Origin of the sequence: Undibacterium umbellatum (genome assembly GCF_014284125.1) — a bacterium.
GTDB lineage: Bacteria > Pseudomonadota > Gammaproteobacteria > Burkholderiales > Burkholderiaceae_D > Undibacterium > Undibacterium umbellatum.
In genome coordinates, this window is the sequence record NZ_JACOFX010000015.1 from 1 (window position 1) to 24,597 (window position 24,597).

Genomic DNA, 24,597 nt, shown 5'->3' on the forward strand with positions numbered 1-24,597 from the left:
GTCTTGGGTAAGATGTGTGTATGTCATTTCGGGCAACTTTGACTTGGAGGTCTGGAAGTTCGGATGCTACCGCATCTTCCCATTCAAACCAATTTAGCTTCTGTTGCACTTCTTATTTGAACTCGCGATTTGATATTATCGGTTGAACCAAGAAAAAATTATAGGCGCGGCAAGATCAAACCTTATACATTCGCTGACGTTGAAGAGATTGTTAACAAAGATCGCAGGTATATACGATTTTGGACATCTCATATTGAAGGTATGAGCCAGGCAGATATAGAGCAAGTTGCCAGAAGTTTTCTCAATGAAAAAGATAAGAAGAGAAAACATAGATACTTACGCTTCTTCGACCAAACTAAATTCCCATTTGACTACGCTCCCTTGCTGGCATTGGCAAGCGCAAAAAATGGTAAAAAAAATCGCAGGATAATGCATGCTGTGGATGCTCTCAGCCATTTCAGCGGCGATGAAATCCGTGCATTTGCACTTAAAAAATTTTCCAGTGAAAAAACGCCCAGAGATTACCTGAGATTACTGGTCAATAATTATCAAACCGGTGATGCAAAAATTCTGCTGGAAATCATACAGCGTTCAGATAATTTCCATCATATGCATGAACTGGTAGCGGGTATTATTGATATCTTTGAGGCCAATCCAGACCCGGAATGCAAGGCACCGCTGGAAGCCATGTACTATGGCATGAACTGTGCAATCCATAGATGGAGCGTGATAGATCTGCTAAATAGAAATGAAGTCTTGTCAGAGGAAATTGTGAAGGAACTCGCTTATGATGCGGATGAAGATTTACGAAAATTATCCCGTAATATAAAACTTTCGCGTTCAAAAATGAAAGCTTAGTGATGTTTATTTATGAGTGGTTTATACATCCAAAACTTTGAACGAATTTCTTTGTAAACCAGAATATATATTGATACTGCATGGCTAAAAATAGCTATTTAGAATTACCTGAAATTGCCGAATTGCAAAAGCAGTTTTTTCATTCCTTGAACCTGGGTACAGGTAGAGCAATGCTGCTTATGAAAGCACATCCACAGCTGGATTTTTCCAAAGAACTCATTGCGGCATCCGTTAAGAATCTCGCAAATGATGCTCAATCTGAAGGTAGCAGAGCCGATTATTTATACCCGATGATCAGGCGGGCTAAGAATAGAGCCTTGATAGAAAAAGCAGTACTTCAAAAACTCAAAAAGAAAAAATCCGACGTCTCTGATCTGAATCAATTGTGTGACCTTGCCCTGCATTTCTATCAGGATGGAAATCTTCATGCACGCGATATTTTTCTTGAGCGATTCGAGAAATCTTTTGAAGATGGCTATGAGCTTTGTGGAAATGAACGGATCTTGAAGATGGATGGTTTGCAGGGATTATTCAAGCTAGCGGAAAAGATAGGCAGGCTCCCTGAAGAAGAATGGGCATGGTATGAATATCGCTGGGATATAGACGAGTTTCAGGACGCTAATCCTGCGCTGGATGTCTTTAAAGAATTTGAGTCTGCAGCTAAGGAAAATCCCTACATCCAGAACTATTTCAAATTGATATCTGCGATAGAGCCTTTCCAACACTCACGCCGGAAAGAGCCTTCAGCCTACACGGTTAAAGATGTGGAGGAAATTATCAATCGTCCATATAAACGTGCCGGGTTTAGAAGTGTACGCACTTTGAAGATGAACCCGGAAGAGATAATCACAGTTGCCCGAAATTTTCTGGATGAAAAAGAGAAACTCAGAAAATTCAAGTATCTACGTTTTTTCTACGCGACGAAATTTCCTTTTGATTATGCGCCTTTACTAAAAATTGCGAGCGGTAAAAAAAATCATCAGACTGTGGCAGTGAATAATGCCGTGCTCGCGCTTAGCCATTTTTCTGGAGATGACATACGCGCTCTGGCCTTGAAGAAAATTCGGGAAGAGCGTATCCCCCGTGAGTACTTACATCTACTGGTTAGTAACTATCAGACAGGGGATGCAGAAATCTTGCTGGAAGTAATAGGACGAGCAAAGAATTTTGATGAAGTGCATCTTCTTGTACAGGGCATCATCGCCATATTTAAAGCTAATCCAGGGACTGATTGCAAGGCACCTCTGGAAGCAATGTACTACAGCATGAATTGCTCTATACATAGACGGGATTTGTTAGAAATTCTTGTCCAGAATGCAGTCCTGTCCGAAGAAATAGTGGAAGAACTTGCCTACGACTCGCACAAAGGTATACGAAAATTATTTCGTCAGATAAAACGCAGGCGAGCTACTCCATCTTCAATTAACCGTCATGGCCCTGACCAGACCATTTGAACGGTTAATTTCCACCAGCCGTCCCGCACGGTCGAACAGCATGATGAAGTCGCGCTGCACATGTACGCCAGGATGGTCAGCAGAGGGTAAAGCTAATTTCAGCAAAGTTTTTCCCAACGCCAGATTTTTTACTTCCCAGAGCGTGATCCCGTCATTGGTCGATGCGACAAAGATCATGCCATCTTCCAGATGAACTTCCGGGGCTTGTTGTGAAACACCCGTGTTCACTTCGAAACCAGCTACCAGACTGGATTTCGCCAGCAAGATGGCATTGCTGTCACCATTGCTTTTCAAATAGATTTTGGCGGGCTCGTCGGCATTGTCGACTGGCAGTATGCGCCATACATCTGAGTCTGGCAAAACCCATGAATCGCGCTGATTAAGGCGACGGCTGGGCAGCAGATAACGCCATTGCTCGAAGCCGTCGTCTGTACCGATCAGCAGGGTTTGTGCATGGTTGTTCTCCGCGTAGGCGAATATCTCCCCGGGCAAGTCAGCAATTTGCCAGACCACATACAATTTATCGACACTGGTATCTATCGCCAGCAGGCGATTGTTCATCACCACGTTCCAGTGCAGGCCATCATAACGGCGCGACCAGAATGTCAGCGGCATGTTGAGCCAGTCAGCGACGCTGCGGCTCTGCAAGTCTATGCGGCTGATGCGCATGCTGCTGTCCCGTTTCGCCAGCACCAGTGCGCGTTGTCCATTATCAGACAATACCAGGTGGTGTGCCGGGATGGGGTAGTGTGCCAGTTGCTTGCCGACCTGGTTGACTATGCTGACGCCGCTTTCCCCCAGGGCAAGCAAGTAATGGCCATCTGGCAAACGGCAGGCATCATGGATACGCATCAGACCACGTTCTTCAAACAGCATTTCCAGCGGATCTCTCCTGGCGATGAAGGCTATGGTTGCCGTATCCACAGGCAGGTTCAGGGCAGGCAGGTCGGCACGCAAAACAGCGGCGTCGGCAAATTCAGTCAGACGGGTGATATCCTGTTTCTGCAATTGATTCAGGCCAGCAGAACGTTCTGCCAGTACATGACGCAAGACTTCAGCCGCCAGCCTGGTGCTGGCAGGTGAACGCTCTTTAAGAGTCATCAATTCCAGTGCCAGCCTGGCGCGCAATTGTGCACCAGATTCGCCTGGCATATCCAGGATGTGCCTGATGCTGGCTTCACTCTGTTTCAGGTCTGACACTTGCAGGGACAACTTTCTGGTCAGTGCACGTACACCCAGTATGCCACCCGCCCGTTCAGCCTGAGACAACCATGACAGTGCTTGCTCGCGCTCTTCTTCCAGTGGCCACAATATCTCAGCGGCATCAGCCAGGTCACCTCTTGCTGCCACGGCCTGCGCCCAATGTTTGCGCAGCTCGCGGCCTTCTTTTGCATGCTTTTTATCCAGCAGATGCACGGCTTCTGCAAAGCTGTTGAATAGACGGGCAATGCTGGCTGCCCGTTCAAAATCACCTGCCAGCCACCACAGGCGCACGCGTATTTCTGCCGCCAGTTCCAGCGTATCAGCCAGTTCTGCGGCTTGCTTTATCCTATCTTTGCTTTCCAGGTAAGTGACGGCCTCCGTACCTGACTTCAGCAGCTCTGCCAGCACGAATACTGCTTCATCAATCTTGCCTTCCCTGTCCAGGCGCTCGAAAGTACGACGGTACAATTGCCGCAAATGCTCTTGCACACTGTCGCCAAAATTGATGCTGGAACTCATCCCGCTACCATTGCTGATGCTGAGATTGTCGCGCCTTCTGGGTATGCCGAAAGCCTGGCGCGTATTCTTTTTTTGCAAGGAATCCAGTGGTATGGCGTGACGCAATGCTTCGTTCAAGTCGCCGCGCTCAAACATGTCCATCATCTCGCTCAAGAATTTGGCCTGGCGTTTCCCCAGCAATTTGGAGATGCTGGACATGCTTGCTATTTTTTCGGCAAAGTCTGCCAGCTTTTGTGCCAAAGGGGACAGCTCTTCTGACTTGGCAGATGCTCCCCATGCCTGATCTTTTCCTTTTCGGCGGAAATCGACAAGATTGCTTAACCAACTAGCCATCAAGCCCAGCGCACTGAGTGCAACAGACCCGACTCTTTGTGACAAGGGGTTTTTTTGATACGCATCCTCAGGTAGCTTTCCTCCTTCAATGAGCTCGGCGGTTTCATCCAGAAATGCTTTTTGCTTGTCACTGGCTGGTGGAATCGCGTCCCCAAGTATGTCCCGTATGTCTTTGCCTGGTGCTGGCTCTTCGATGGTGGATTGTTGCCCTGCTTTAGGAAACGCCAGTGGCGTGCGCACGCTAATTGCACTCAGGTCCAGCCATGCAGACGGATCTATCCTGTCAGTCAGAGTCAGTGTTGTTGTTTGAATTTGCGCACCAGCTACCAGGCAAAAGCTATTGCTGGAAATCGCCGCAAATTCATCTGCATGCAGAGGTGCGCTCGTCAAAATCCCATTGACTTCAGCGATGGCCAGGCCGTCCAGCCCGGCACAATGCAGGTACCGCTTTTGGGGAAATTCGAGGAAATATCCCTTGAATACTTTATATAGTCGTGAACCTGGCTGCCAGTGTTGCAGGATGCGTGACCGTGCCCGGTCTTCTCCTATCAGGTCAGGGTCAAACCAGATGCCGCGCAATTCGCGTGTGCCATCAAACAGGGGGCGCCGTACAGCGGGCTTCATGTTAACACTCCATCCGTTGTCACATTGAGTAACAGCGCTTCTTCTTTCAGTCCGCGTACTTTGATAGTCAGGGTATTTTGCAAGACCCATGCAAGGCGGCCACTGTCTGCATCCATGCTGATTTTGGCGATAGCTTCGGCTGACTTATGCAAATCAGACTGTTTGGTCTGGCCGATGAATTGTATGCTGTGTTTGTCCTGGCTCAACACCACCAGGCCAAAGTCATCTTCACCATGGTGCAGCATGCTGGTGACACCCACGACTTCCAGAGTAGAAGGAATGGTCTTCACGACATGGGCATTCGATGTCCCTATCCACCATTCATTTTCACTGATTTGCAATGCCAGCAGCCCGTGTTCGAAATTGGTGGCATAGGACCAGGAATATTCATTGCCGAATAAAATGCGTTGTCCCACATGAGGGATAGTTGCCACTGATAGAGGCGTATCTTCATGAGCGTGCCAGCGGAAAATTTTTGTACCGCCATTTTCAGCCACTGAATACAACAGACGTTGAGCAAGAAAATCCGAACCGATGACATTGCTGGCTATGGATTTGAAGCGTGGCTCTGAGGGTTCAAGCTTACGGCTTCCCACCACATTTGTTGATTCAATCAGTGATTCCCAGCACACCAGATGCTGGTCTATGTCCTGCACGAACACCCTGGCGACGCTGCGTGTATTTTTTCTGGATTCCATGAAGTAAGTTGGCAACCAGCGCGTGCCACCAATTGAAGCCCTGAAGTATTTCATTTCAGGTCTTTGTACCACTACTTTTTTAGAAGAGAAATGCTGGCTAGGGAAGCCATGAAAACTTAGTTCCAGCCCGTCAGCCGCAATGTATGCCAGGTTCTTCCCCATAACACTTGCCGCCAGGATACTGCCCTTGGACGGCAACCTGACATGGCGAAATTTTCCTGGTGCCGCACGCACGGACTGCGGCACGTTGTAAATGATGATGCCACCATCCAGTTGCGGTACTGCCAGCCAGCAGCCTTTACTGGCAAAGCGTGGGGCTTGTTTTAATGAAGGCCGGTTCTTGCCGTTTCTTATATGAGCCAGGCCATCCAGGCGTTTGAAGGGTTCGCGCAAGATGCGTATGGCTACGTCGCTGGCGGGCAACTCCAGCGAGATTTCCCGCTCATTATTGCGCTGGCTGAGTAAGACTTGTAGCAGCTGCAAACTACTGTCTGCCCTGCTGTTGAACAGATCAAGCTTGATATTGAGCAGGCTGCTGGCACGTTTGATGCGTGCAGTGTGGGCAGCTGATATTTGCCAGCAGTCGCAGCTATTTTTATCCTGTTCTTTTAATAGGGTATCCCAGGCATCAAGCTCAGTGGTTGTGGCGTTGCGCAAACTCTTACTGGTCAGCAAAGCCTTGATGGCCTCGCGCCCCTGAGTCTCATGCAAGACGCCGGGGTTTTGCAATATCCCCCATTTGAAATGCGCGCCAGCTTCTTCTGCGCGGCGTGACAACAAAATGAATAGTACAACATGGGCCAGGCGCGGTTCACCCAATTGCATGGGCCCGGCATCAAACAAGGCAATGCAAACTTGTGAACGCAGACGTATATCTGGTTCTGTTCCCAGGAATAATAATTCACCACTTGCTGCACGTCGTATGAATTCATCAGGCTCGGCATCGGCAAACAGCCACTCTGTCATCAGCAGCCGATCATAATTCCCTCGCTGCACGATGTTGCCTATGCCCACGGGCTCGTCATTAGTCCGTTGTGAAGCGAATTTCAGACGCCCGACCAAGGGATCAAGGCGTAACAGCATTTGCCCGATAGCTTCGGTCAATTCGGGCGGGAATAGCGTCAGCCAGTCGCGCCACGGTTCCAGCGCCCTGGGTAGAGGCAACTGGGGTTGTAGTTGTGCTTGCAAATCAACTTGCTGGACAAGCGGGTTCATTCAAGTTCCTGCAATAGCCAGAGCAGCAAATCAGCAGACAGGTAGACAGCATCTGCCAGCGGGATGATTTGTTCTGGCTGGTTCAATAAGAGTATGGGGTGCGCACCCAGCCGCCTGGCAAGTGCTGCCTGCACCAGATCAGCAGAGAGACTGGGACCAGTATGCGTAGGCAGCCAGAGGTCGCGTGCTTGGGGATGCGGTGCGCAATACTGCACGCCATCCAGCCATGGTAAGATATCTGGTGGCCCCAGCACGACCAGCATGTCGCGGCTGGCGACGACAGACAAACGGCTCAGCTCATTTGCCGCCAGCGTTTGCAGCTTGTGCAGCAACTGCCTGGCGACACCGGCAAGCGCTATTAGACCTGCCGGTGCGGGCGCTTGTTCATTGGCTACCCATTCCAATACTGCCATCAGTCTGATTCCAGGGCAGCGATCAGTTGTTCGCGTCGTTCTTCCAGCTCTGCCGGCAAGCCTGTCTTGACAAAATTGGCATCAATTTCGCGCAGCAAGGCTTCTGCTGATTTCTGGAAATCATCGCTATCAGCATTCGCCAGCAAACTATCTGCTGTTTCTGCCAGGCGTGCTATGCGTGCCAGCGGCTGTTGCACGGCTTCTTCCACTACGGCTTGCAGTAAAGGGTGGCGGGCCTGTGCCAGCAAGTCACGCAATACTTCGCGGGCATTGCGCTGGCCTGCTGCGGTAGGAATGACGTAGACCAGCGGCCATAAGTCTGCCCTGGTCGCGACCTGGCGGCCAGCCAGCACGGTGGCGGCGGCGATCAATTGCTGCGCCTTGACGATGCGGCGGTCGGACAATAAGACATTGGACTCGCGCAATTGGCGTATTGCCTGTGCCAGGTCACTCCGTACTTCTGCCATGTCTACCAAAGGCACTGCACGATTCAAAATATCAAGACTGCCCAGGTCTGCCTTGGGTACTACAGTACGGTGATTGACTTGCCAGCCCCCTTCCAGCAAGTCTTCCAGGCGTGCATCTGGCACTGCCTCTACAAACACATGCAACAGGAAACGGTCAGCAAAAGCGGCCAGGCCTTCATCTTCCGGCAAGCCATTGGCTGCACCTACACAAATACGCAAAGGGCATTTGATGCGGGTATGGCCGCGCTTGAACTGGCGCTCATTGAGCACACCTAGCAGGGTATTGAGAATGGCCGTCGAACCGAGAAAGACTTCATCGAGGAAGGCAATCTCTGCTTCTGGCAACATGCCGGCGATATCGGTCTCTACCGTGCCTTCACGCAATTTTGTCAGATTGACGGGGCCAAACAATTCTGATGGTTCAGTAAAGCGCCCCAGCAGATATTCAAAATATTGCCCACCCAGGCTTTGTGCAACACGACGCACAACCGCGCTTTTTGCCGTACCTGGTGGACCGATGACCAGCAAATGTTCTTGTGCCACCGCGCCCAGTATCATCAGTTCTGCCAGTTGCTCACGGTCGATCAAACCTGTGGTGGCTTCCCTTATGGCGTCCCTGATGCGCGACGAAGCTTCCTGGCTTGCTTCACGTATTCTTTCTTTCAAACTTGCTGTTGACTCTTGCATGGGTGAATGTGCTTTGATAGTAGGATGGGTGGCAAGAGCAACTTAAGTACCAGATGATTGCCCGGGTGCCTGATTATAAACCGCCTCGCTGCTGTTCAACTGGATAGGCCATGCCTTGCCAGCGCGTGAAGGTGGGCAAAGGGCAGAACTACATTTGCTGAAAAAGATGGGTGTGATTGCGGCTGACTTCCAGTTTCTCTGCATGGCCTTTCAAGCCTATCAACTGACGGCCACGGAAATCGCGGGTGACTTCAGCAATGGCAGAGACGCGCACCAGGGTGGAGCGGTGTATGCGCCAGAACTCTTTGGGATCGAGTTCGTCTTCCAGCTCTTTCAGTGATTTTCGTATCAGGTATTCAGCCTGCTCAGCCTGCACCAGGGTATATTTTTCGTCGGAGCGGAAAAACAAAACTTCCTTGGTGCTGACCATGCGCAGGCTGGTGCCTACGCTGGCCTGTATCCAGCGCAGGTATTCACGTTTCTGGCTTTGCTGCTGCATTAATTGCGTCAGCATTTGTTCGACCTGCTTTGCCTGGTCGCTGGCGGTATTGGTGGCGGCTGGCGCTGTTTTTTCTTGCTGGCGCTGTTGTAATCGCTCTTGCAGGCGCTGGCATGTGCCAGCCAGCCTGTCGGCTTCTACTGGCTTCAACAGATAATCCATGGCACCGCGCTCGAATGCCTGTATCGCGTATTCATCGTAGGCAGTGACAAATACTACCAGTGCCTGTTTAGCCAACATGCTGGCGGCTTCTATGCCGTTCTTGCCGGGCATGCGTATGTCGAGGAAGATGATGTCGGGACGCAGCTCTTCAGCCTGCTCTATCGCGACGATGCCATTAGCCGCTTCCGCAATAATGGACAAATCTGGCCATACTTGTTGCAAGCGTGCGCGTAACTGGTCGCGCATGGGGCTTTCATCATCGACTATCATTGCAGTGGCGGACATGCTCTTACCTGGTGTTGGATTGTGGAATGAGTAAGAATAATGTTCTTACTGCTTTGTGTCTACAGGCACGAGTATGCCGACGATAGCGCCACCAGTTTGCGGTGCTTCAATGACGAGTTGCGCCTTGCCTGAATACAGGACTTTCAGGCGTTCCCGTATATTCGTCAGGCCCATGCCATCGTCGGCATGCAGGTCAAAGCCCATGCCATTGTCGTTGACCTCTACCAGCAATTGACCGTCTACTTTCTTGGCCGTGATGCTGATGTGGCCGCCTGTAGTCTTGGGTTCCAGCCCATGTTTGATGGAATTTTCGACCAGAGTTTGTATCATCATCGAAGGGAAGGGCAAAAATTCCAGTTCAGATGGCAAGTCTATATCGTAAGTCAGTCTTTCCTGCATGCGAGCCTGCATGATGTTCAGGTAGGCGCGGCACATGTCCATTTGCTGGCCCAGTTTGCCATTACCTTTGTCGCGCATTTGCGGCATGGCAGAGCGCAGGTATTTGATCAAGTGCTGGTGCACTACCGTGGCCTGTGCCGGATTCGTTTCTATTAACTGGCCGATCAGCGCCAGGGTATTGAACAGGAAATGTGGTTCTATCTGTGCCTGCAAGGCGGCCATTTCTGCTTCCAGCACTCTTCTTTCCAGCGCTTCGACATCGGCACGGGTGGCAGCGGCAGTGGCGGCGATTTCTGCACGGCGCTTGCCGCCTGCCAGGCTTTTGATGATGATTGAGGCAAATACCAGCATGGGCATCAGGCCACCCAGACCAAGTGCGCCTCCTATGATCATTGCCACCAGCGAGATGCCCAGTAAGGATGACCAGGGAACCACAGCCAGCCAGTCAAAGAACTTCCACCAGACTACGGTCACGGTGTCGGTGACATCCATGATGAAGTTCAGTACCTTGTTATCGTCGCGATGCTTCATACTAGTTTTCCGTTCGCTGCTTAAATGTCAAAGCGGCTTATTCAGTTTGTGGGCTTGTTTCAGTCTTGTCTTTGTCGGCAAACAATTTGACGATGATAGCGCCAAACACTGCGCCATTCGCCAATGCTGAGAGATGCAGAATGCCACCAGCGATCAAAGTCAGGACAGAAGTCAGCAACAGTTTTTTCCATGAAGCCTGCATTACCCAGGTAAAGGCATGGCGGCCTACATATTTGAATGCATCAGCCAGGTTTTTTACAAAGGCAAGGATAGGGTTGTTTGTGTTGTTCATGTTATCGCTCCTGTTAGTTTCTGTTTCAACGGTGACCAAAGTAGTGTTTTCAGTTTGAGAACTCATTTTCTTCTCCTGTTTGCTGGATGACTCACTGCATCCATGTAGGCAGAATAGCAGGCACTCTTATAAGGCAATAGTCTGCTGCGACTAACAGTAACTTGATCAGGTTTAACGGTAGTTTTTCAGGATGAATGGGAGACCAGGCAAGTCCTGGCCTGAAGAAGCTCGCTGCGCAAGTGGCAAACAAGCTTTTTTCCAAAAGAAGGTTTTATTTTTTACATAACATCAGTCTGTCAAAACCCAGGCCAAAACCTATGCCTTGCTTATAACTGCCGCCACCGACTACCTGCTTTTGCGCACCCAGGGCAGGGACAGAGATTTCAAAACCCGCCTCTGTGTAGAACTCATTTCATAAATAGGGTGAGATGCGTTTGCCTCATAACGTGGGCTGGCAAGGCGGACGAGGCAGTCAATAGCGGTGCTATTGATAACGAGTCCAACGCAGTCCAGCACGCGTTATGAGGCAAACCCTTCGGGAACTAACGATTTGGGCGCATTGCAGCGTTGCGCCCTTTGCTAAGGCAGGAGCCTTAGCTGCAGGTCACGCCTTGCACTGCATCCCAAATCGTCTTGTTCGCACTCACCCTATTTATGAAATGAGTTCTAGTAGTCCAGGCCGCGTTTGACAGCGGTGGCAACTTCATAGGCATTCGTTTTTAAAGCGACCATTTGTGTTGCCATGGACAGCAGTTCTTCCCGACAGGAAGGGCTATCAGGATTGATGATTTCCACCCCAAACTGGTAGAACTCCCGGTAGCGTCCTTCCTGCGGTTTTTCATAACGCCAGCAGCGTTCGAAATACCAGAGCTTTTGATTTCTTTTTTGTTTGAAGTGCTTGTCAGCGAGCAGTTGCACAGTGGCCGTAGCTTCGGGGCGCAGGCATAGTGATCTGCCTTTTTTATCAGGGAAAACATACATCTGTGACAGCACTTCAGTACCTGCCTTGTTGACATAGATATTCGCTGGTTCCAGCGATGGCAGCATGATCTCGTTAAAGCCATACGCTTCGGCGATACCGATCAGGGCATTCAGTAGGCGACGCCTCTCTTTAACTTCTTCCCCAACCAGGATGCGGACGCCGCGGCACTGCTCATCTATTCTTAATTCCATACTTGACTCCATCATTGCATTGCAACATAGCTGCTGCGCATGGGCTGGGCCCTGCTGTCAGCAGAAATAAAAAAGCCCTCTGTGCAGGCTGAGAGGGCTTTCTTAGTGATGGGGCTTAACATTCATCCAAGCAATAGCTCTCCCAGCCAGCGATGTGACTGATGTGAAGTTGCGTGCAGAAAAGATATGGCGAAAGTAGTCATGGCTTGATCATAAATTCGCTGGCTGTTTCTGTCAATCAAGAACATCAAAATACAGAAATGTGATTTCTTGATGAATTTAAGGATTTTTTTGTTACGTATTTTTACAACTTTTCAAAACTTTATTCTTTCCGCTTTGGATTTTTAAACTTAAAATTCCGCCCTGCTTAATAAACACCCAATTTTCTGGTTTTGTGAAATTTGATCTAGATATTTATAAAATATATTACTAATATATTTCCACCAGATGACATTTGCATTTGGTAAAAACAATGTCTGGCGATGTTTTTAATAGGTTTGTTCAGGCATTGATACAAGGAAGCAGCGGCATGCAAATGCATGTCTGCTGCTTTCACACATAGGGAGTCGGTAAATACCTGCTTCAAGAAATTCAGGCGGCGTCAGTCTACAAACTGACGAATGAAAAAGCCTGAAGGGGGCGGTATTGCTTAGAACTCTTCAACAATCAGGGAGACGTAATTCATGTTATATCCAAACAAAATCGCAAGCGTGGCCGGACTACTGGCGCTCAGTTTGACAGGCTTTATGCAAGTTGTTCAAGCTGCAGAAACAGAAGAGCATACGCGCTTGAAGCAAGCACCGATGCCGCATCAAAGGCAAAGTTTGCCGCCGACAGCAGAACAAAAGAAATTCAATCTGCCGCCGACAAATGCACCACGCCTGGATCTGGGCATCGTCAACAAGCAGAAAAATCTGATGGCACCACCACCATCGGCTGATTGCAAAAACATGTCGACCCTGGCTGGCTACAGCGGCGATGCACTAGCAACTTACATCGTTAATTTGCCCAGCTATGAATGCCATTACGGCTTGTTCTCATTGAATGCAACTGAAGCGGCAAAGGTTTATTCTCCCGCAAATTTCACAGCTGTGGTTAACCGCTTTGCACAAGAAGCGTCGAACTACAATGCGACCAATATGAATCTGGTCAATCTGATCATTTACTTGCGCGCCGGTTATTATTTGGCTGGCGGTAATACCATCCCGGCACCGGCTGCCAGCTTGCTGACCAGCATGCGCGGCCCTATCAAACAACTGGTCGATGGTAATCAACTGTTCAAGATCAATACCGCAGGACCAAGCACAGCAGCAGAGACTTTGAAGCTGGTGACCAATTTGCATGATGAAGCTTACTATTTGTCGAGCGTAAAAAATATCATCACGCGCTATACAAACACGCCTTCCAATCCAGCAGCGAGTGATGCCTTGAAATCCGATACTGTGGCGGATGGCTTTACAGCTGCGCTGACGGTGCTGTTCTACGGTCATTCAAGGCCAGATGCATTGCCATTGTTGCGCAATGATTTGTCGTATGCGACTACATTGAACAATTTTATCGTCAACAACAAGGCAGCCTTACTGGGCACACCACGGGAATATCAACTCAGCGACACCGAGAATGAAGCCTTCCGCTTCATGCAATATCCTAACCAGTTGTCTACGGTCAAGCCCATGGTCAAGTACCAGCTCAGTCATTCCACCATGACAGGTGCAGATGCCATGATGTGGTTGAATGCAGCCTCTGCAGTCAAATACTATGACAATGCCAATTGCGCAGAATACGGTACTTGCAATTACGAGACCACACTGGCCAATACCATACTGAAAAACAACTACACTTGCAGCCCCAGCTTGAAGATTCGTGCTCAGGACATGACAACGGCGCAGATGCAGGATTCTTGTGCCATGCTGGCGGCAGAAGAAACATATTTCCACACCATGGTGCAAAGTAAGCGTCAGCCAGTAGCTGCTGACAATAATTCGGCACTGGAAGTGGTGGTCTTTGATGACTATACCAACTATGGCAAGTATGCATCGCTGCTGTACGGTATCGACACCAATAATGGTGGCATGTATCTGGAAGGTGACCCTAGTGTTGCAGGTAACCAGGCGCGCTTTGTTGCGCACGAAGCTTCCTGGCTGCGTCCAGCTTTCCATGTCTGGAATTTGCAGCATGAATACGTCCATTACCTTGATGGCCGTTACGACATGAAAGGCGATTTTGGTGACGGTACAGTCAAACCTACAGTCTGGTGGATAGAAGGTATTGCCGAATATCTGTCCCTGAAAAACAATAACCAGAAAGCCATAGACGCAACCAGATCAGGTACAGCATACAAGCTCAGCCAGATTTTTGGCAACACTTATTCCATGCCTGATTATGTGGCACGTGCCTATAACTGGGGCTACATGGCAACCCGCTTCATGATGGAAAAACATCGCAGTGATGTCGATGTCGTCCTCGCCAAGTTCCGTGCTGGTGATTATGATGGTTACCAAGCTTATATGAACAATATAGGCACACGCTACGACAATGAGTTTGCAAGCTGGCTTACTACGGTGACTACTGCAGGTGAACCACCACTGCCAGTTGATAACAGCTTGCCTGATTGTCCAGCCGGTAGCTACCTGGGTAAAAACTGCGTGAAACGCGGTTATGTATCCAGCACACAAACCTACGCCTACATCATGGTGCCAGCCGGTGCGAAAAACCTCAAACTGACCACTAGCGGTGGTACTGGTGATGTGGATATGTATGTATCCGTGGACAAGTATCCAAGTACAGGTATCTATGACTATGCTTCCGTCAAGAGCGGTAATGATGAGAGCGTCACGATCAGCAATCCTACTGCCAACCGCTGGTACTACATCGTACTCAGCGCAAGACAGAGTTTTGCTGGTGTGAATGTGTCGGCAACGTATGACTGATAAAGCCAAACTGGCTGCTTGCTAAGCGCAAACCAGTCTGTATAAGAAAAATGTAACAAGCTGTTGGGGCAGGCATGCAAATGCCTGCCCCTTTTTTATGCAATAAACTCGCTAAAGCTGTTTTTTTGATATTCTGTACATCCACGCAATGAACGGAGCTCAATATGCATAAAAGTAGATTGGCATGTTTTGTGATTGATTGCCAGGTGGATGATATCGAGCCAGGAGTCAATTTCTGGGCTGCAGCCTTAGCTTACCCTGCCGGAGATGCGGATGACAAATACGTCGTCCTTGAGGCAACACCTACTGGCCCGAAAATGTTGCTGCAAAAGGTTGAGCACCCAAGCCGCATACACCTCGACATAGAAACCGATAACAAGGAAGCTGAGGTCCAGCGCCTGGAAAAACTCGGTGCCAAAGTCGTCAAGCTAATGGAGCACTGGGTCGTCATGGAAGCACCGACGGGACACCGGTTTTGCGTCGTTAATCCCCAGCGGCCAGATTTTCATACTGCCAGCGATGTCAACGTCTGGGAGTGATGAGGCTATCTGCTAATGTTGCGGCCAGATCTCGGCTATCCTCAATAGATTTGTAGAGCCAGGCTGGCCGAAAGGTACACCTGCTGTAATCGCAATCTGTTCGCCAACTTGCGCCAGGCCTTCCTGCCATGCAGTACGGCAGGCGGTGGCAACCAGTATGTCTTCGTTGGACACAACATCGCTGACACTGGAATGCACGCCCCATACCAGGGCCAGGCGACGGGCGGTATTCATCGTTGGGGTAATGCTGAGTATGGGTGCCATTGGCCTTTCACGTGCAGCACGCAGGCTGGTATGGCCAGACGTGGTATAGGTAACCGTAGCAACCGCACCAACAATTTGCGTGACCGAACGCAGCGCGGCGCAAATGGCATCGCCCTTATTATTTTGCGGCGCTTCATGCTGGGCGGCGACCATGTTTTTATACAGGGGATCACGTTCGACTTCACTGATGATACGGTCCATGATCTCAACTGCAGCAACCGGGTAGGCACCACTGGCAGATTCTGCCGACAGCATGACTGCGTCTGCCCCATCATAAATTGCACTGGCTACGTCAGATGCTTCAGCTCGGGTAGGCACTGGGGCAGCTATCATGGACTCCAGCATCTGGGTGGCAATGACTATAGGTTTGCCATGGCTGCGGCAAACGCGCAATATGCGTTTTTGCACACCGGGTACACGCTCTGGTGGCAGTTCCACACCCAGGTCACCACGTGCCACCATGATGGCATCTGACGCCGCGACGATCTCTTCCAGCCTGTCCAGTGCGGCCGGTTTTTCCAGCTTGGCCAGTACGCCTGCACGTCCTGCTACCAGGGCTTTGGCTTCTGCCACGTCTTCTGGTCTTTGCACAAAGGACAGGGCTATCCAGTCTGCGCCCATGTCGAGTGCAAATGCCAGGTCGCGTTTATCTTTTTCAGTCAGTGCAGGTATGGGCAAGACGGCATCCGGCACATTCACGCCTTTGCGGTCCGACAGTGCGCCGCCATTGATGACGCGGGTGCGTATGCTGTGCGCATCACTGTCCATGACTTGCAGGCGCAGCTTGCCATCGTCGAGCAATAATGCTTGCCCGGCGGTGATGACGGCAAACAGTTCAGGATGTGGCAGGCAGACCCGGTTTGCATCGCCAGGTGTGCTATCGCTGTCGAGTATGAAATCCTGTCCCGCTGTCAGTATCACCCGACCTGCGCTGAATTGCCCTACTCTCAGTTTCGGACCTTGCAAGTCTGCCAGGATGGCGATGGGGCGTCCCAACTCAGCTTCGATCTCACGCACGATATTGCAGCGCAGTTGATGGTCGGTATGGCTGCCGTGGCTGAAGTTGAAACGGAATACATCGGCACCGGCTTTGAACAGCGCCTTTATCATTTCCTTGCTACTGCTGGCAGGGCCCAGGGTGGCGACAATTTTAGCTTTGCGGCTGCGGTGCATAGTATGCTTTCATTTGTTATAGGCGGCAGCCATCACGGCGCGATGCGTCGTGTTCTTGCTGCCTTTGAATATTTGGATTACGTCTTACAAGATCAGGATGGCCCTGAAGTCGTTGACGTTGGTGCGTGTCGGGCCACTGACGACCAGGTCATCGAGTGCGCTAAAGAATCCATAACCATCATTGTTTTCCAGCAGGCTACGGGAGCGTATCTGCCTGGCAGCGGCGCGGGCGATTGAATCTGGCGCATACAGTGCCCCGGCATTATCTTCCGAACCATCTATGCCATCAGTATCGCAGGCGATGGCGTGGATATCAGCATGACCATCGAGTGCTACTGCCAGGCTCAGCAAGAATTCTGCATTGCGGCCACCGCGTCCTGTGCCACGCACGGTGACTGTGGTTTCACCGCCAGAAATCAGTACGCAGGGTTTTTCAAATGGCTGGCCATGTCTGGCCACCTGCTTTGCCAACGCTGCATGTACCAGGGCAACATCGCGTGCTTCGCCCTCTATGCCGTCCGACAAAATATAGGGTGTGATACCTGCTGCACGTGCGGTAGCTGCGGCGGCTTCCAGTGCCTCCTGTGCAGTGGCGATAACATGATGGCTATGGCCTTCAAAACGCGCATCATCCGGTTTCGGTGTTTCGCCTTTCCCGCTTTCCAGATGCTGCAAAATCTCTGCTGGAATAGCGATCTCGTATTTGCGCAAGATTGCCAGGGCTTCTGCACAAGTCGTGGCATCAGGTAAGGTAGGGCCGCTGGCGATGATGCCGGGTTCATCACCGGGTACATCCGATATCAGCAAAGTCACTACCTGTGCCGGGGCGCAGGCCAGTGCCAGGCGGCCGCCCTTGATGGCCGACAAATGCTTGCGCACACAATTCATTTCTGAAATTGCTGCACCACTTTTCAGCAAGGCCTTGTTGATGGCCTGTTTTTGCTCCAGGCTGATGCCATCTGCAGGCAGGGCCAGCAAGGCTGAGCCGCCGCCAGAGATGAGGCAGAGTACCAGATCATTCTTGCCCAGCCCTTGCACCATGTCCAGTATCCGTGCTGCTGCCTGCTTGCCTGCTTCGTCCGGCACAGGGTGGGCGGCCTCCACCACTTCTATCTTGCGGCAGTCTGCACCGTGGCCGTAACGTGTGACCACCAGGCCCGTGAGCTCACCCTGCCAGTGATCTTCCACCACCTTGGCCATGGCTGCTGCGCCTTTACCGGCACCAATGACCAGGGTGCGGCCTTTTGCCGGAGGTGGTGGCAGGAACTCGGGCAGGCATTTCTCTGCGCTGACGGCGGCGATGGCGCTGGAGTAGAGATCGAGCAAGAACTGGCGTGGGGCTAGGGTGGTCATTTGGGGCTTTCCTGAAAACTTTGCGTTGCTTATATAACTTTGTAGGTTGGGCCCGGCCCAACCTACAAATCGAAATTCTTTCAAATTCGAGTATGCCTTCAAACAGCTTTACGCCAGGTGAATCTTTTTCGTGCATCCACCGTTGAAGGCTAAGTACGATCAAGCCTTGGCAATCTCATGATTCGACATAATCTCTATCGCCCGGCACAGGGCCGAGTGATCAAGGCCGCGCATGCCATTCGCCGAACAGGCATTCATCAATTCCTGCACCGCTGCGGTATTTGGCAAAGAGACACCCAAAGCTTTTGCCCCTTGCAAGGCCAGGTTCAAATCTTTTTGATGCAGCTCTATCCTGAAGCCAGGGTTGAAGGTACGTTTCACCATGCGCTCACCGTGCACTTCCAGTATGCGGGATGCGGCAAAGCCACCCATCAGTGCCTGCCTGACCCTGGCTGGGTCCGCGCCAGCCTTCGAAGCAAACAACAAGGCTTCGGCCACGGCTTGTATGTTCAGGGCGACGATGATCTGGTTGGCGACCTTGGTGGTCTGGCCATCGCCATTGCCACCGACCAGAGTGATGTTCTTGCCCATCAACTCGAACAGGGGTTTAACCTTGTCGAAAGCAGTTTCCGGGCCGCCGACCATGATGGTCAGGCTGGCTGCCTTGGCTCCGACTTCACCACCGGACACCGGTGCATCCAGGTATTCGCATTTCAGGGCATTGATTTTTTTCGCGAAGTCCTTGGTGGCAATCGGAGAGATGGAACTCATATCCACCACGATCTTGCCAGCTTCGAGTCCAGCAGCAACGCCATTCTCGCCAAACAGCGCAGTTTCCACATGCGGCGTATCCGGCACCATGATGATGATGATGTCAGCACGCTTGGCAACTTCTTCACCCGTGGTACACACCGTGGCACCGCGCTCTATCAATTCAAACGGCGGGTTCTTGATGTCGTGCAAATACAGCTTATGTCCACCCGCCTGCAAATGCCCAGCCATAGGTGCGCCCATGATACCCAAACCTATAAATCCAATTTTAGCCATGATAGTTCCTGATAGTTTCTTTTTTGTTTAATGAAGACCATTAACCACAGAGACACAGAGACACAGAGGAAAAACAAAAGAGAGAATTCATTTTTTTGAGATAGCATGAAAGAATAAAGTTTTTCTCATGCCTTTCTCTGTGTCTCCGTGTCTCTGTGTTGAGAGGTCTTACGATATTTAAAGGCCGTGCGATTTAATCCAGCCCAGTCCAGCGACAGTGCCGTTCTGCGGTTTGTATTCGCAGCCCACCCAGCCCTGGTAGCCCATGTCGTCAAGTGCGGCGAAGATAGTGCGGTAATTGATTTCACCCGTGCCGGGTTCAAAGCGGCCCGGGTTGTCGGCCAGTTGTATGTGCCTGATCATCGCCAGATTGTTCTTGATGGTATTGATCAGTTCACCTTCCATGCGCTGCATATGATAGATGTCGTATTGCACGAAGATATTGTCTGAACCGGTGGCGCGTATCAGGCCCAGTGCCTGCTGTGTGCTGGATAAAAAGAAGCCGGGTATGTCGAAGGTATTGATGGCTTCGATGAGTAGGCTGATGTTCGCTGCCTTCAGTTTGTCAGCCGCATAACGCAGGTTGCTGACCAGGGTCTGCTCTGCTTGTTCTGCGCTGACATTTGCTGGGCGTATGCCGACCAGGCAATTCAGTTGTGTGAGCTTCAGTGCCGTGGCATAGGCGATGGCAATATCCACACCCTGGCGGAATTCATCGACACGGTCAGGGTGGCAGGCGATACCACGTTCCCCTGCTTCCCAGTTACCTGCAGGCAGATTGTGCAGCACCAGTTGCAGATTGTTTTCTTGCAGTTTTTCTGCGATCTGTTTCACTTCGAATGCATAGGGGAACAGAAATTCCACAGCCTTGAAACCTGCCTGCGCAGCAGCGGCAAAGCGGTCGAGAAATGCATGTTCGGTAAACAACATGCTGAGATTGGCGGCCAGTCTGGTCATCGCATATCCTTGTAGATGAGTGACCGTAAGCCTCCCGCAGCCAGGCTACGGGAGTCTACGGGGCATCGGGCGGGGAGGCCCGGTGCCTGAAAGTTTTGTATCGGTTTTAGTTAATCGAGCACGGCAATGGCAGTTGGTGCATGAGCATCTTCCGTCGCCAGTTCTTCAAATTCATTGATATTGCTGATCTCGGTACCCATGGCGATATTCGTGACGCGTTCCAGAATAATTTCTACGACGACAGGTACGCGGAACTCTTGCATCCAGCGCTGGGCCTGGGCAAAGGCGTCAGCAATGGCACTAGGCTCCGTCACGCGTATGGCCTTGCAGCCCAGGCCTTCGACGACGGCAACATGGTCTACTCCGTAACCATTCAGTTCTGGTGCATTGATGTTTTCAAACGCCAGTTGCACGCAGTAATCCATGTCAAAGCCACGCTGCGACTGACGTATCAAACCCAGGTAAGAATTGTTGACGACCACGTGCAGGTAAGGCAGCTTGAATTGCGCGCCGACGGCCAGTTCTTCTATCATGAACTGGAAGTCATAATCGCCAGAGATAGCAACCACCTGGCGCTGCGGGTCAGCCGCGCAAACGCCCAGTGCCGCTGGTATGGTCCAGCCCAGTGGGCCAGCCTGACCGCAGTTGATCCAGTGACGCGGGTAATACACATGCAGGAATTGTGCGGCGGCGATTTGCGACAGACCTATGGTGCTGACATAGCAGGTTTCGCGGCCAAAGGCCTTGTTCATTTCTTCATAGACGCGTTGCGGTTTGACTGGCACATTATCAAAATGCGTGCGGCGCAGCATGGTGCGTTTGCGTTGCTGGCATTCTGCCACCCAGGCAGAACGGTCTTTGAGCTTGCCTGCCGCCTTCCACTCCCTCGCGACATCAATGAGCAGTTTTAAAGCGGCGCCTGCATCAGAGACGATGCCAAAGTCAGGGCCAAATACGCGCCCGATTTGGGTGGGTTCTATATCGATGTGGACAAACTTCCTGTCCTTGGTAAACACATCAATGGAACCCGTATGCCGGTTGGCCCAGCGATTGCCTATGCCCAGTGCAAAGTCAGATGCCAGCATGGTGGCATTGCCATAACGGTGGCTGGTTTGCAGACCGACCATGCCTACCATCAGCGGGTGGTCATCAGCAATCGTACCCCAGGCCATCAGCGTAGGTATCACAGGTACGCCAGTTAGCTCGGCAAATTCCACCAGCAAATTTGCAGCATTGGCATTGATGATGCCGCCTCCAGCGGTAATCAATGGACGCTCCGCATCATTGAGCATGGCCAGGGCTTTTTCTATCTGGGCGCGGCTGGCCTTGGGTTTATACGCTTCCAGCGGCTGGTAAGTGTCGGGGTCAAACTCTATCTCGGCCATCTGTACATCAAATGGCAAATCAATCAGTACCGGGCCAGGGCGGCCAGAACGCATGATGTGAAAAGCTTGCTGAAATACCATGGGCACCAGCGCCGGTTCACGCACAGTCACCGCCCACTTGGTGACAGGCTTGGCGATGGATTCAATATCCACAGCCTGGAAATCTTCCTTGTACAGCCGTGCCCGTGGTGCTTGCCCGGTAATACAGAGTATGGGTATGGAATCTGCCTGGGCAGAATACAGGCCGGTAATCATGTCTGTGCCCGCTGGGCCGGAGGTACCTATGCAAACGCCGATGTTGCCAGCCTGGGCGCGGGTATAGCCTTCCGCCATATGCGAAGCACCTTCCACGTGGCGCGCCAGTATGTGTTTAATCGTTCCCTGCTTCTTGAGCGCAGCATAAAAAGGGTTGATCGCAGCACCTGGCACCCCAAACGCCTGATGCACGCCTTCTTTTTCCAACACATAAGCCGCCGCCTGCGCAGCCGTCATCTTAGCCATTTTACTCTCCAGTTTTGCTATTAGTCGTGTGTATGCAGATGTTGAAACACATGCTAATGGCAAAATGGATGGCTGATAAGACGACAAATTCTCGCTGTATTCGATACTTCAAGTATGGAATAATAGATAAGCCTCAAGTTTTACTCTGTGCCCCTCTGTGTCTCTGTGGTGAGGGGTTTTCATGCCAAATTCACATGGATAAACCATGGACAAACTCACCCAAATCGAAGCCTTCGTCGATGTCGTTGAAAAAGGCAGCCTGGCACGCGCCGCACTGGGCCAGAATATCACCCCTGTCATGCTGGGTCGCCGCATAGACGCCCTGGAAAAGCGTCTGGGCGTGAAGCTCATGCACCGCAGTACGCGCCACCTGACGCTGACTGAACAGGGTACGGTCTATCTCGATCACTGCCGCAAATTGCTGGCTGACCTTGGTTATGCCGATCAACTGGTGTCCGAGGGGCGGCACAAGGCCACTGGCCACCTTATCGTATCAGCTCCCGCCGCTTTCGGGCGCAAGCATGTGGCACCGCATGCGCCGCAATTCGTGAAGGCCAATCCTGCCGTACAGATATCCTTCAACCTGACTGACCGGGTGGTCGATCTGGTACGGGAAGGTTATGACCTGGGCATACGCATAGGTGGCAATATCGATCCCAATTTTGTTGCCGTAAAACTGTCCAGCAACCGCCGCGTAGTTTGTGGTACGCCCGCCTATTTTGAGCGACATGGCATACCGCGCACGCTGGAAGACCTGGCACAGCACAATTGCCTGGCCTTCAATTTGCAGGGTGGGCAACAGCGTGGCTGGTATTTCCAGCAAAACGGCAAGCCAGTGACCATCAAGGTGGCTGGAAATCTGGATTGCAATGATGGCGAATTGCTACACCGCTGGGCCTGTGAAGACCTGGGCCTGGCCTGGCGATCTTCATGGGAGATACAGGCGCAACTGATCTCTGGCGAACTGATTACCGTGCTGGATGACTATGCCTTGCCGCAGTACGACATCGTCGCTGTGTACCCGCAACAACGGCATTTGCCGGTGAAGACGCGCTTCTTTATCGATGCCCTGAAAGCCATCTATGCGCAGCCAGACTACTGGCTGAAAAACTGACGGATGTGGCTACACATATTCAAATTCAAATAGCATCTATAGAAATTCCTTAGCCTTGATATGGAAATAATTGAGCTATCGTCTTTTCACAAATTAAAAAAAATTGGATTATCCATAATTAAGGAGACAAAACGTGTTAACTTCCGAGCAAATTCCGGCTGCAAAAGATGCCCCCAGGCCCGTCAGTGCCAACCCTATGCAGCTTTCCTTTCTCGACCGGTTTTTTAAACTGAAAGAAAACAATACCGACGTACGCACAGAATTACTGGCAGGGCTGACCACCTTCCTGACCATGGCGTATATCATTTTCGTCAACCCGTCGATATTGGGTGACGCTGGCATGCCCAAGGATGCTGTCTTTGTTGCGACCTGCCTGGCTGCATCGATAGGCACCATGATCATGGGCCTGTATGCCAACTACCCTATGGCGCTGGCACCAGGCATGGGCCTGAATGCCTACTTCACCTATGCAGTCGTCAAGGGCATGGGCGTCCCTTGGGAAGCGGCGCTGGGTGCGGTCTTCATCTCTGGTTGCCTGTTTATCGCCGTTAGTATTTTCAAGCTGCGCGAGATGATCGTCAATGGCATACCACAATCCATACGCACGGCCATCACGGTTGGCATAGGGCTTTTTCTCGGTTTGATCTCACTGAAAAATGCAGGTATCGTGGTTGCCAATCCTGCCACTATGGTGGGTATAGGTGATATGCACAAGGCGCCACCTATCCTGGCAGCACTGGGTTTTTTCCTGATCGTTACTCTGGACAGATACAAGGTACGTGGCTCCATCCTCATCGGTATTTTGACAGTAACGGTGTTGAGTTTTTTCTTTGGAGGGAATACTTTTAATGGCGTGGTATCCATGCCACCCTCTCTTGATCCTACTCTGTTCAAGCTCGACATCATGGGTGCTTTGTCAGTAGGTATTTTGAACGTAGTGCTGGTGTTTTTCCTGGTTGAATTGTTTGATGCGACAGGCACCTTGATGGGCGTTGCCAACCGTGCGGGTTTGCTGGTGAATGGTAAGATGGAACGCCTGAACCGCGCCTTGCTGGCAGATAGTACGGCGATTGTTGCAGGCTCATTCCTGGGTACCTCCAGCACTACAGCGTACATAGAAAGTGCGGCTGGCGTGCAAGCTGGTGGTCGCACAGGTTTGACAGCCGTGGCGGTGGGGTTGTTGTTCCTGGCCTGCCTGTTCATTGCGCCACTAGCTGGGGTGGTGCCAGCCTATGCAACAGCACCAGCCCTGTTCTATGTTGCCTGCCTGATGCTGCGCGAACTGGTAGAGATAGACTGGAGCGATACCTCCGAAAGCATACCAGCAGGTATCACCGCCCTGTTCATGCCTTTCACTTATTCGATCGCACATGGTGTGGCCTTTGGTTTCATTTCTTATGCGGCATTGAAACTGTTCACTGGTCGTGCCAAAGAAGTGAAAGTAATCGTCTGGGCAATCGCCGCAGTTTTCCTGTTCAAGTTTATTTATCTGGGTGCTGGCTGAGTTGAAGCCTCGTCAATG

19 protein-coding genes are annotated in these 24,597 nt (G+C 51.2%); 6 read left to right on the forward strand and 13 right to left on the reverse strand.

What is annotated here, in order from left to right:
- The first annotated feature begins 261 nt into the window (after positions 1-261).
- On the forward strand, positions 262-858 hold the full coding sequence (locus tag H8L47_RS21805; protein ID WP_222616643.1) for a hypothetical protein: 597 nt from the start codon (positions 262-264) through the stop codon (positions 856-858).
- An 80-nt stretch (positions 859-938) separates the two neighbouring features.
- Positions 939-2,312: a hypothetical protein gene (locus tag H8L47_RS21810; RefSeq protein ID WP_186955715.1), complete on the forward strand. Its 1,374-nt coding sequence runs from the start codon at positions 939-941 to the stop codon at positions 2,310-2,312.
- On the opposite strand, the gene H8L47_RS21815 is transcribed toward H8L47_RS21810, so the two are convergent.
- The 8 genes from H8L47_RS21815 to H8L47_RS21850 form a co-directional block, all read right to left on the reverse strand.
- Positions 2,277-4,991 carry a bpX6 domain-containing protein gene (locus H8L47_RS21815; protein ID WP_186955716.1) on the reverse strand — a complete coding sequence of 905 codons (2,715 nt, stop codon included), beginning with the start codon at positions 4,989-4,991 and terminating at the stop codon, positions 2,277-2,279. The two genes, H8L47_RS21810 and H8L47_RS21815, sit on opposite strands and share 36 nt — an antisense overlap.
- On the reverse strand, positions 4,988-6,904 hold the full coding sequence (locus H8L47_RS21820; RefSeq protein WP_186955717.1) for a hypothetical protein: 1,917 nt from the start codon (positions 6,902-6,904) through the stop codon (positions 4,988-4,990). Before H8L47_RS21820 ends, H8L47_RS21815 begins: the two co-directional genes overlap by 4 nt.
- Positions 6,901-7,317 (reverse strand): bpX5 domain-containing protein, encoded by a 417-nt coding sequence (locus H8L47_RS21825; RefSeq protein WP_186955718.1) that lies wholly within the window; start codon positions 7,315-7,317, stop codon positions 6,901-6,903. The genes H8L47_RS21820 and H8L47_RS21825 overlap by 4 nt, the downstream gene beginning before the upstream one ends.
- Entirely contained in the window at positions 7,317-8,471 is a 1,155-nt protein-coding gene (locus tag H8L47_RS21830) for an AAA family ATPase (protein WP_186955719.1), read from the reverse strand. Before H8L47_RS21830 ends, H8L47_RS21825 begins: the two co-directional genes overlap by 1 nt.
- 148 nt (positions 8,472-8,619) lie before the next feature.
- A complete protein-coding gene (locus H8L47_RS21835; protein ID WP_186955720.1) occupies positions 8,620-9,417 on the reverse strand; it encodes a LytR/AlgR family response regulator transcription factor in 798 nt (265 codons plus the stop codon).
- Between the two features lie 45 nt (positions 9,418-9,462).
- Complete coding sequence (locus H8L47_RS21840) at positions 9,463-10,347, reverse strand: sensor histidine kinase (RefSeq protein WP_186955721.1); 885 nt, start codon at positions 10,345-10,347, stop codon at positions 9,463-9,465.
- Positions 10,348-10,384: 37 nt separating this feature from the next.
- Positions 10,385-10,639 (reverse strand): hypothetical protein, encoded by a 255-nt coding sequence (locus H8L47_RS21845; RefSeq protein WP_186955722.1) that lies wholly within the window; start codon positions 10,637-10,639, stop codon positions 10,385-10,387.
- A gap of 666 nt (positions 10,640-11,305) precedes the next feature.
- Positions 11,306-11,812 (reverse strand): ATP phosphoribosyltransferase regulatory subunit, encoded by a 507-nt coding sequence (locus tag H8L47_RS21850; RefSeq protein WP_186955723.1) that lies wholly within the window; start codon positions 11,810-11,812, stop codon positions 11,306-11,308.
- Between the two features lie 683 nt (positions 11,813-12,495).
- On the opposite strand from H8L47_RS21850, the gene H8L47_RS21855 reads away from it, so the two are divergent.
- Entirely contained in the window at positions 12,496-14,742 is a 2,247-nt protein-coding gene (locus H8L47_RS21855) for a M9 family metallopeptidase (RefSeq protein WP_186955724.1), read from the forward strand.
- 164 nt (positions 14,743-14,906) lie between these two features.
- A complete protein-coding gene (locus tag H8L47_RS21860; protein WP_186955725.1) occupies positions 14,907-15,281 on the forward strand; it encodes a VOC family protein in 375 nt (124 codons plus the stop codon).
- A gap of 12 nt (positions 15,282-15,293) precedes the next feature.
- Here H8L47_RS21860 and pyk read toward each other — a convergent pair whose 3' ends face one another.
- The 5 genes from pyk to gcl all read right to left on the reverse strand — a co-directional run bounded on the left by pyk (position 15,294) and on the right by gcl (position 21,961).
- Positions 15,294-16,718 (reverse strand): pyruvate kinase, encoded by a 1,425-nt coding sequence (pyk, locus tag H8L47_RS21865; RefSeq protein ID WP_186955726.1) that lies wholly within the window; start codon positions 16,716-16,718, stop codon positions 15,294-15,296.
- A gap of 84 nt (positions 16,719-16,802) precedes the next feature.
- On the reverse strand, positions 16,803-18,071 hold the full coding sequence (locus H8L47_RS21870; protein WP_186955727.1) for a glycerate kinase type-2 family protein: 1,269 nt from the start codon (positions 18,069-18,071) through the stop codon (positions 16,803-16,805).
- A 159-nt stretch (positions 18,072-18,230) separates the two neighbouring features.
- On the reverse strand, positions 18,231-19,118 hold the full coding sequence (gene glxR / locus H8L47_RS21875; RefSeq protein WP_186955728.1) for a 2-hydroxy-3-oxopropionate reductase: 888 nt from the start codon (positions 19,116-19,118) through the stop codon (positions 18,231-18,233).
- Positions 19,119-19,295: 177 nt separating this feature from the next.
- Complete coding sequence (hyi, locus tag H8L47_RS21880; RefSeq protein WP_186955729.1) at positions 19,296-20,075, reverse strand: hydroxypyruvate isomerase; 780 nt, start codon at positions 20,073-20,075, stop codon at positions 19,296-19,298.
- 110 nt (positions 20,076-20,185) lie between these two features.
- Entirely contained in the window at positions 20,186-21,961 is a 1,776-nt protein-coding gene (gcl, locus tag H8L47_RS21885) for a glyoxylate carboligase (RefSeq protein ID WP_186955730.1), read from the reverse strand.
- Between the two features lie 205 nt (positions 21,962-22,166).
- Here gcl and H8L47_RS21890 point away from each other — a divergent pair, with 205 nt between their 5' ends.
- The gene (locus H8L47_RS21890) at positions 22,167-23,075 is read left to right on the forward strand and encodes a LysR family transcriptional regulator (RefSeq protein WP_186955731.1); all 909 of its coding nucleotides are present in this window, start codon (positions 22,167-22,169) and stop codon (positions 23,073-23,075) included.
- A 196-nt stretch (positions 23,076-23,271) separates the two neighbouring features.
- A complete protein-coding gene (locus H8L47_RS21895; protein ID WP_186955830.1) occupies positions 23,272-24,579 on the forward strand; it encodes an NCS2 family permease in 1,308 nt (435 codons plus the stop codon).
- Positions 24,580-24,597: the final 18 nt, after the last annotated feature.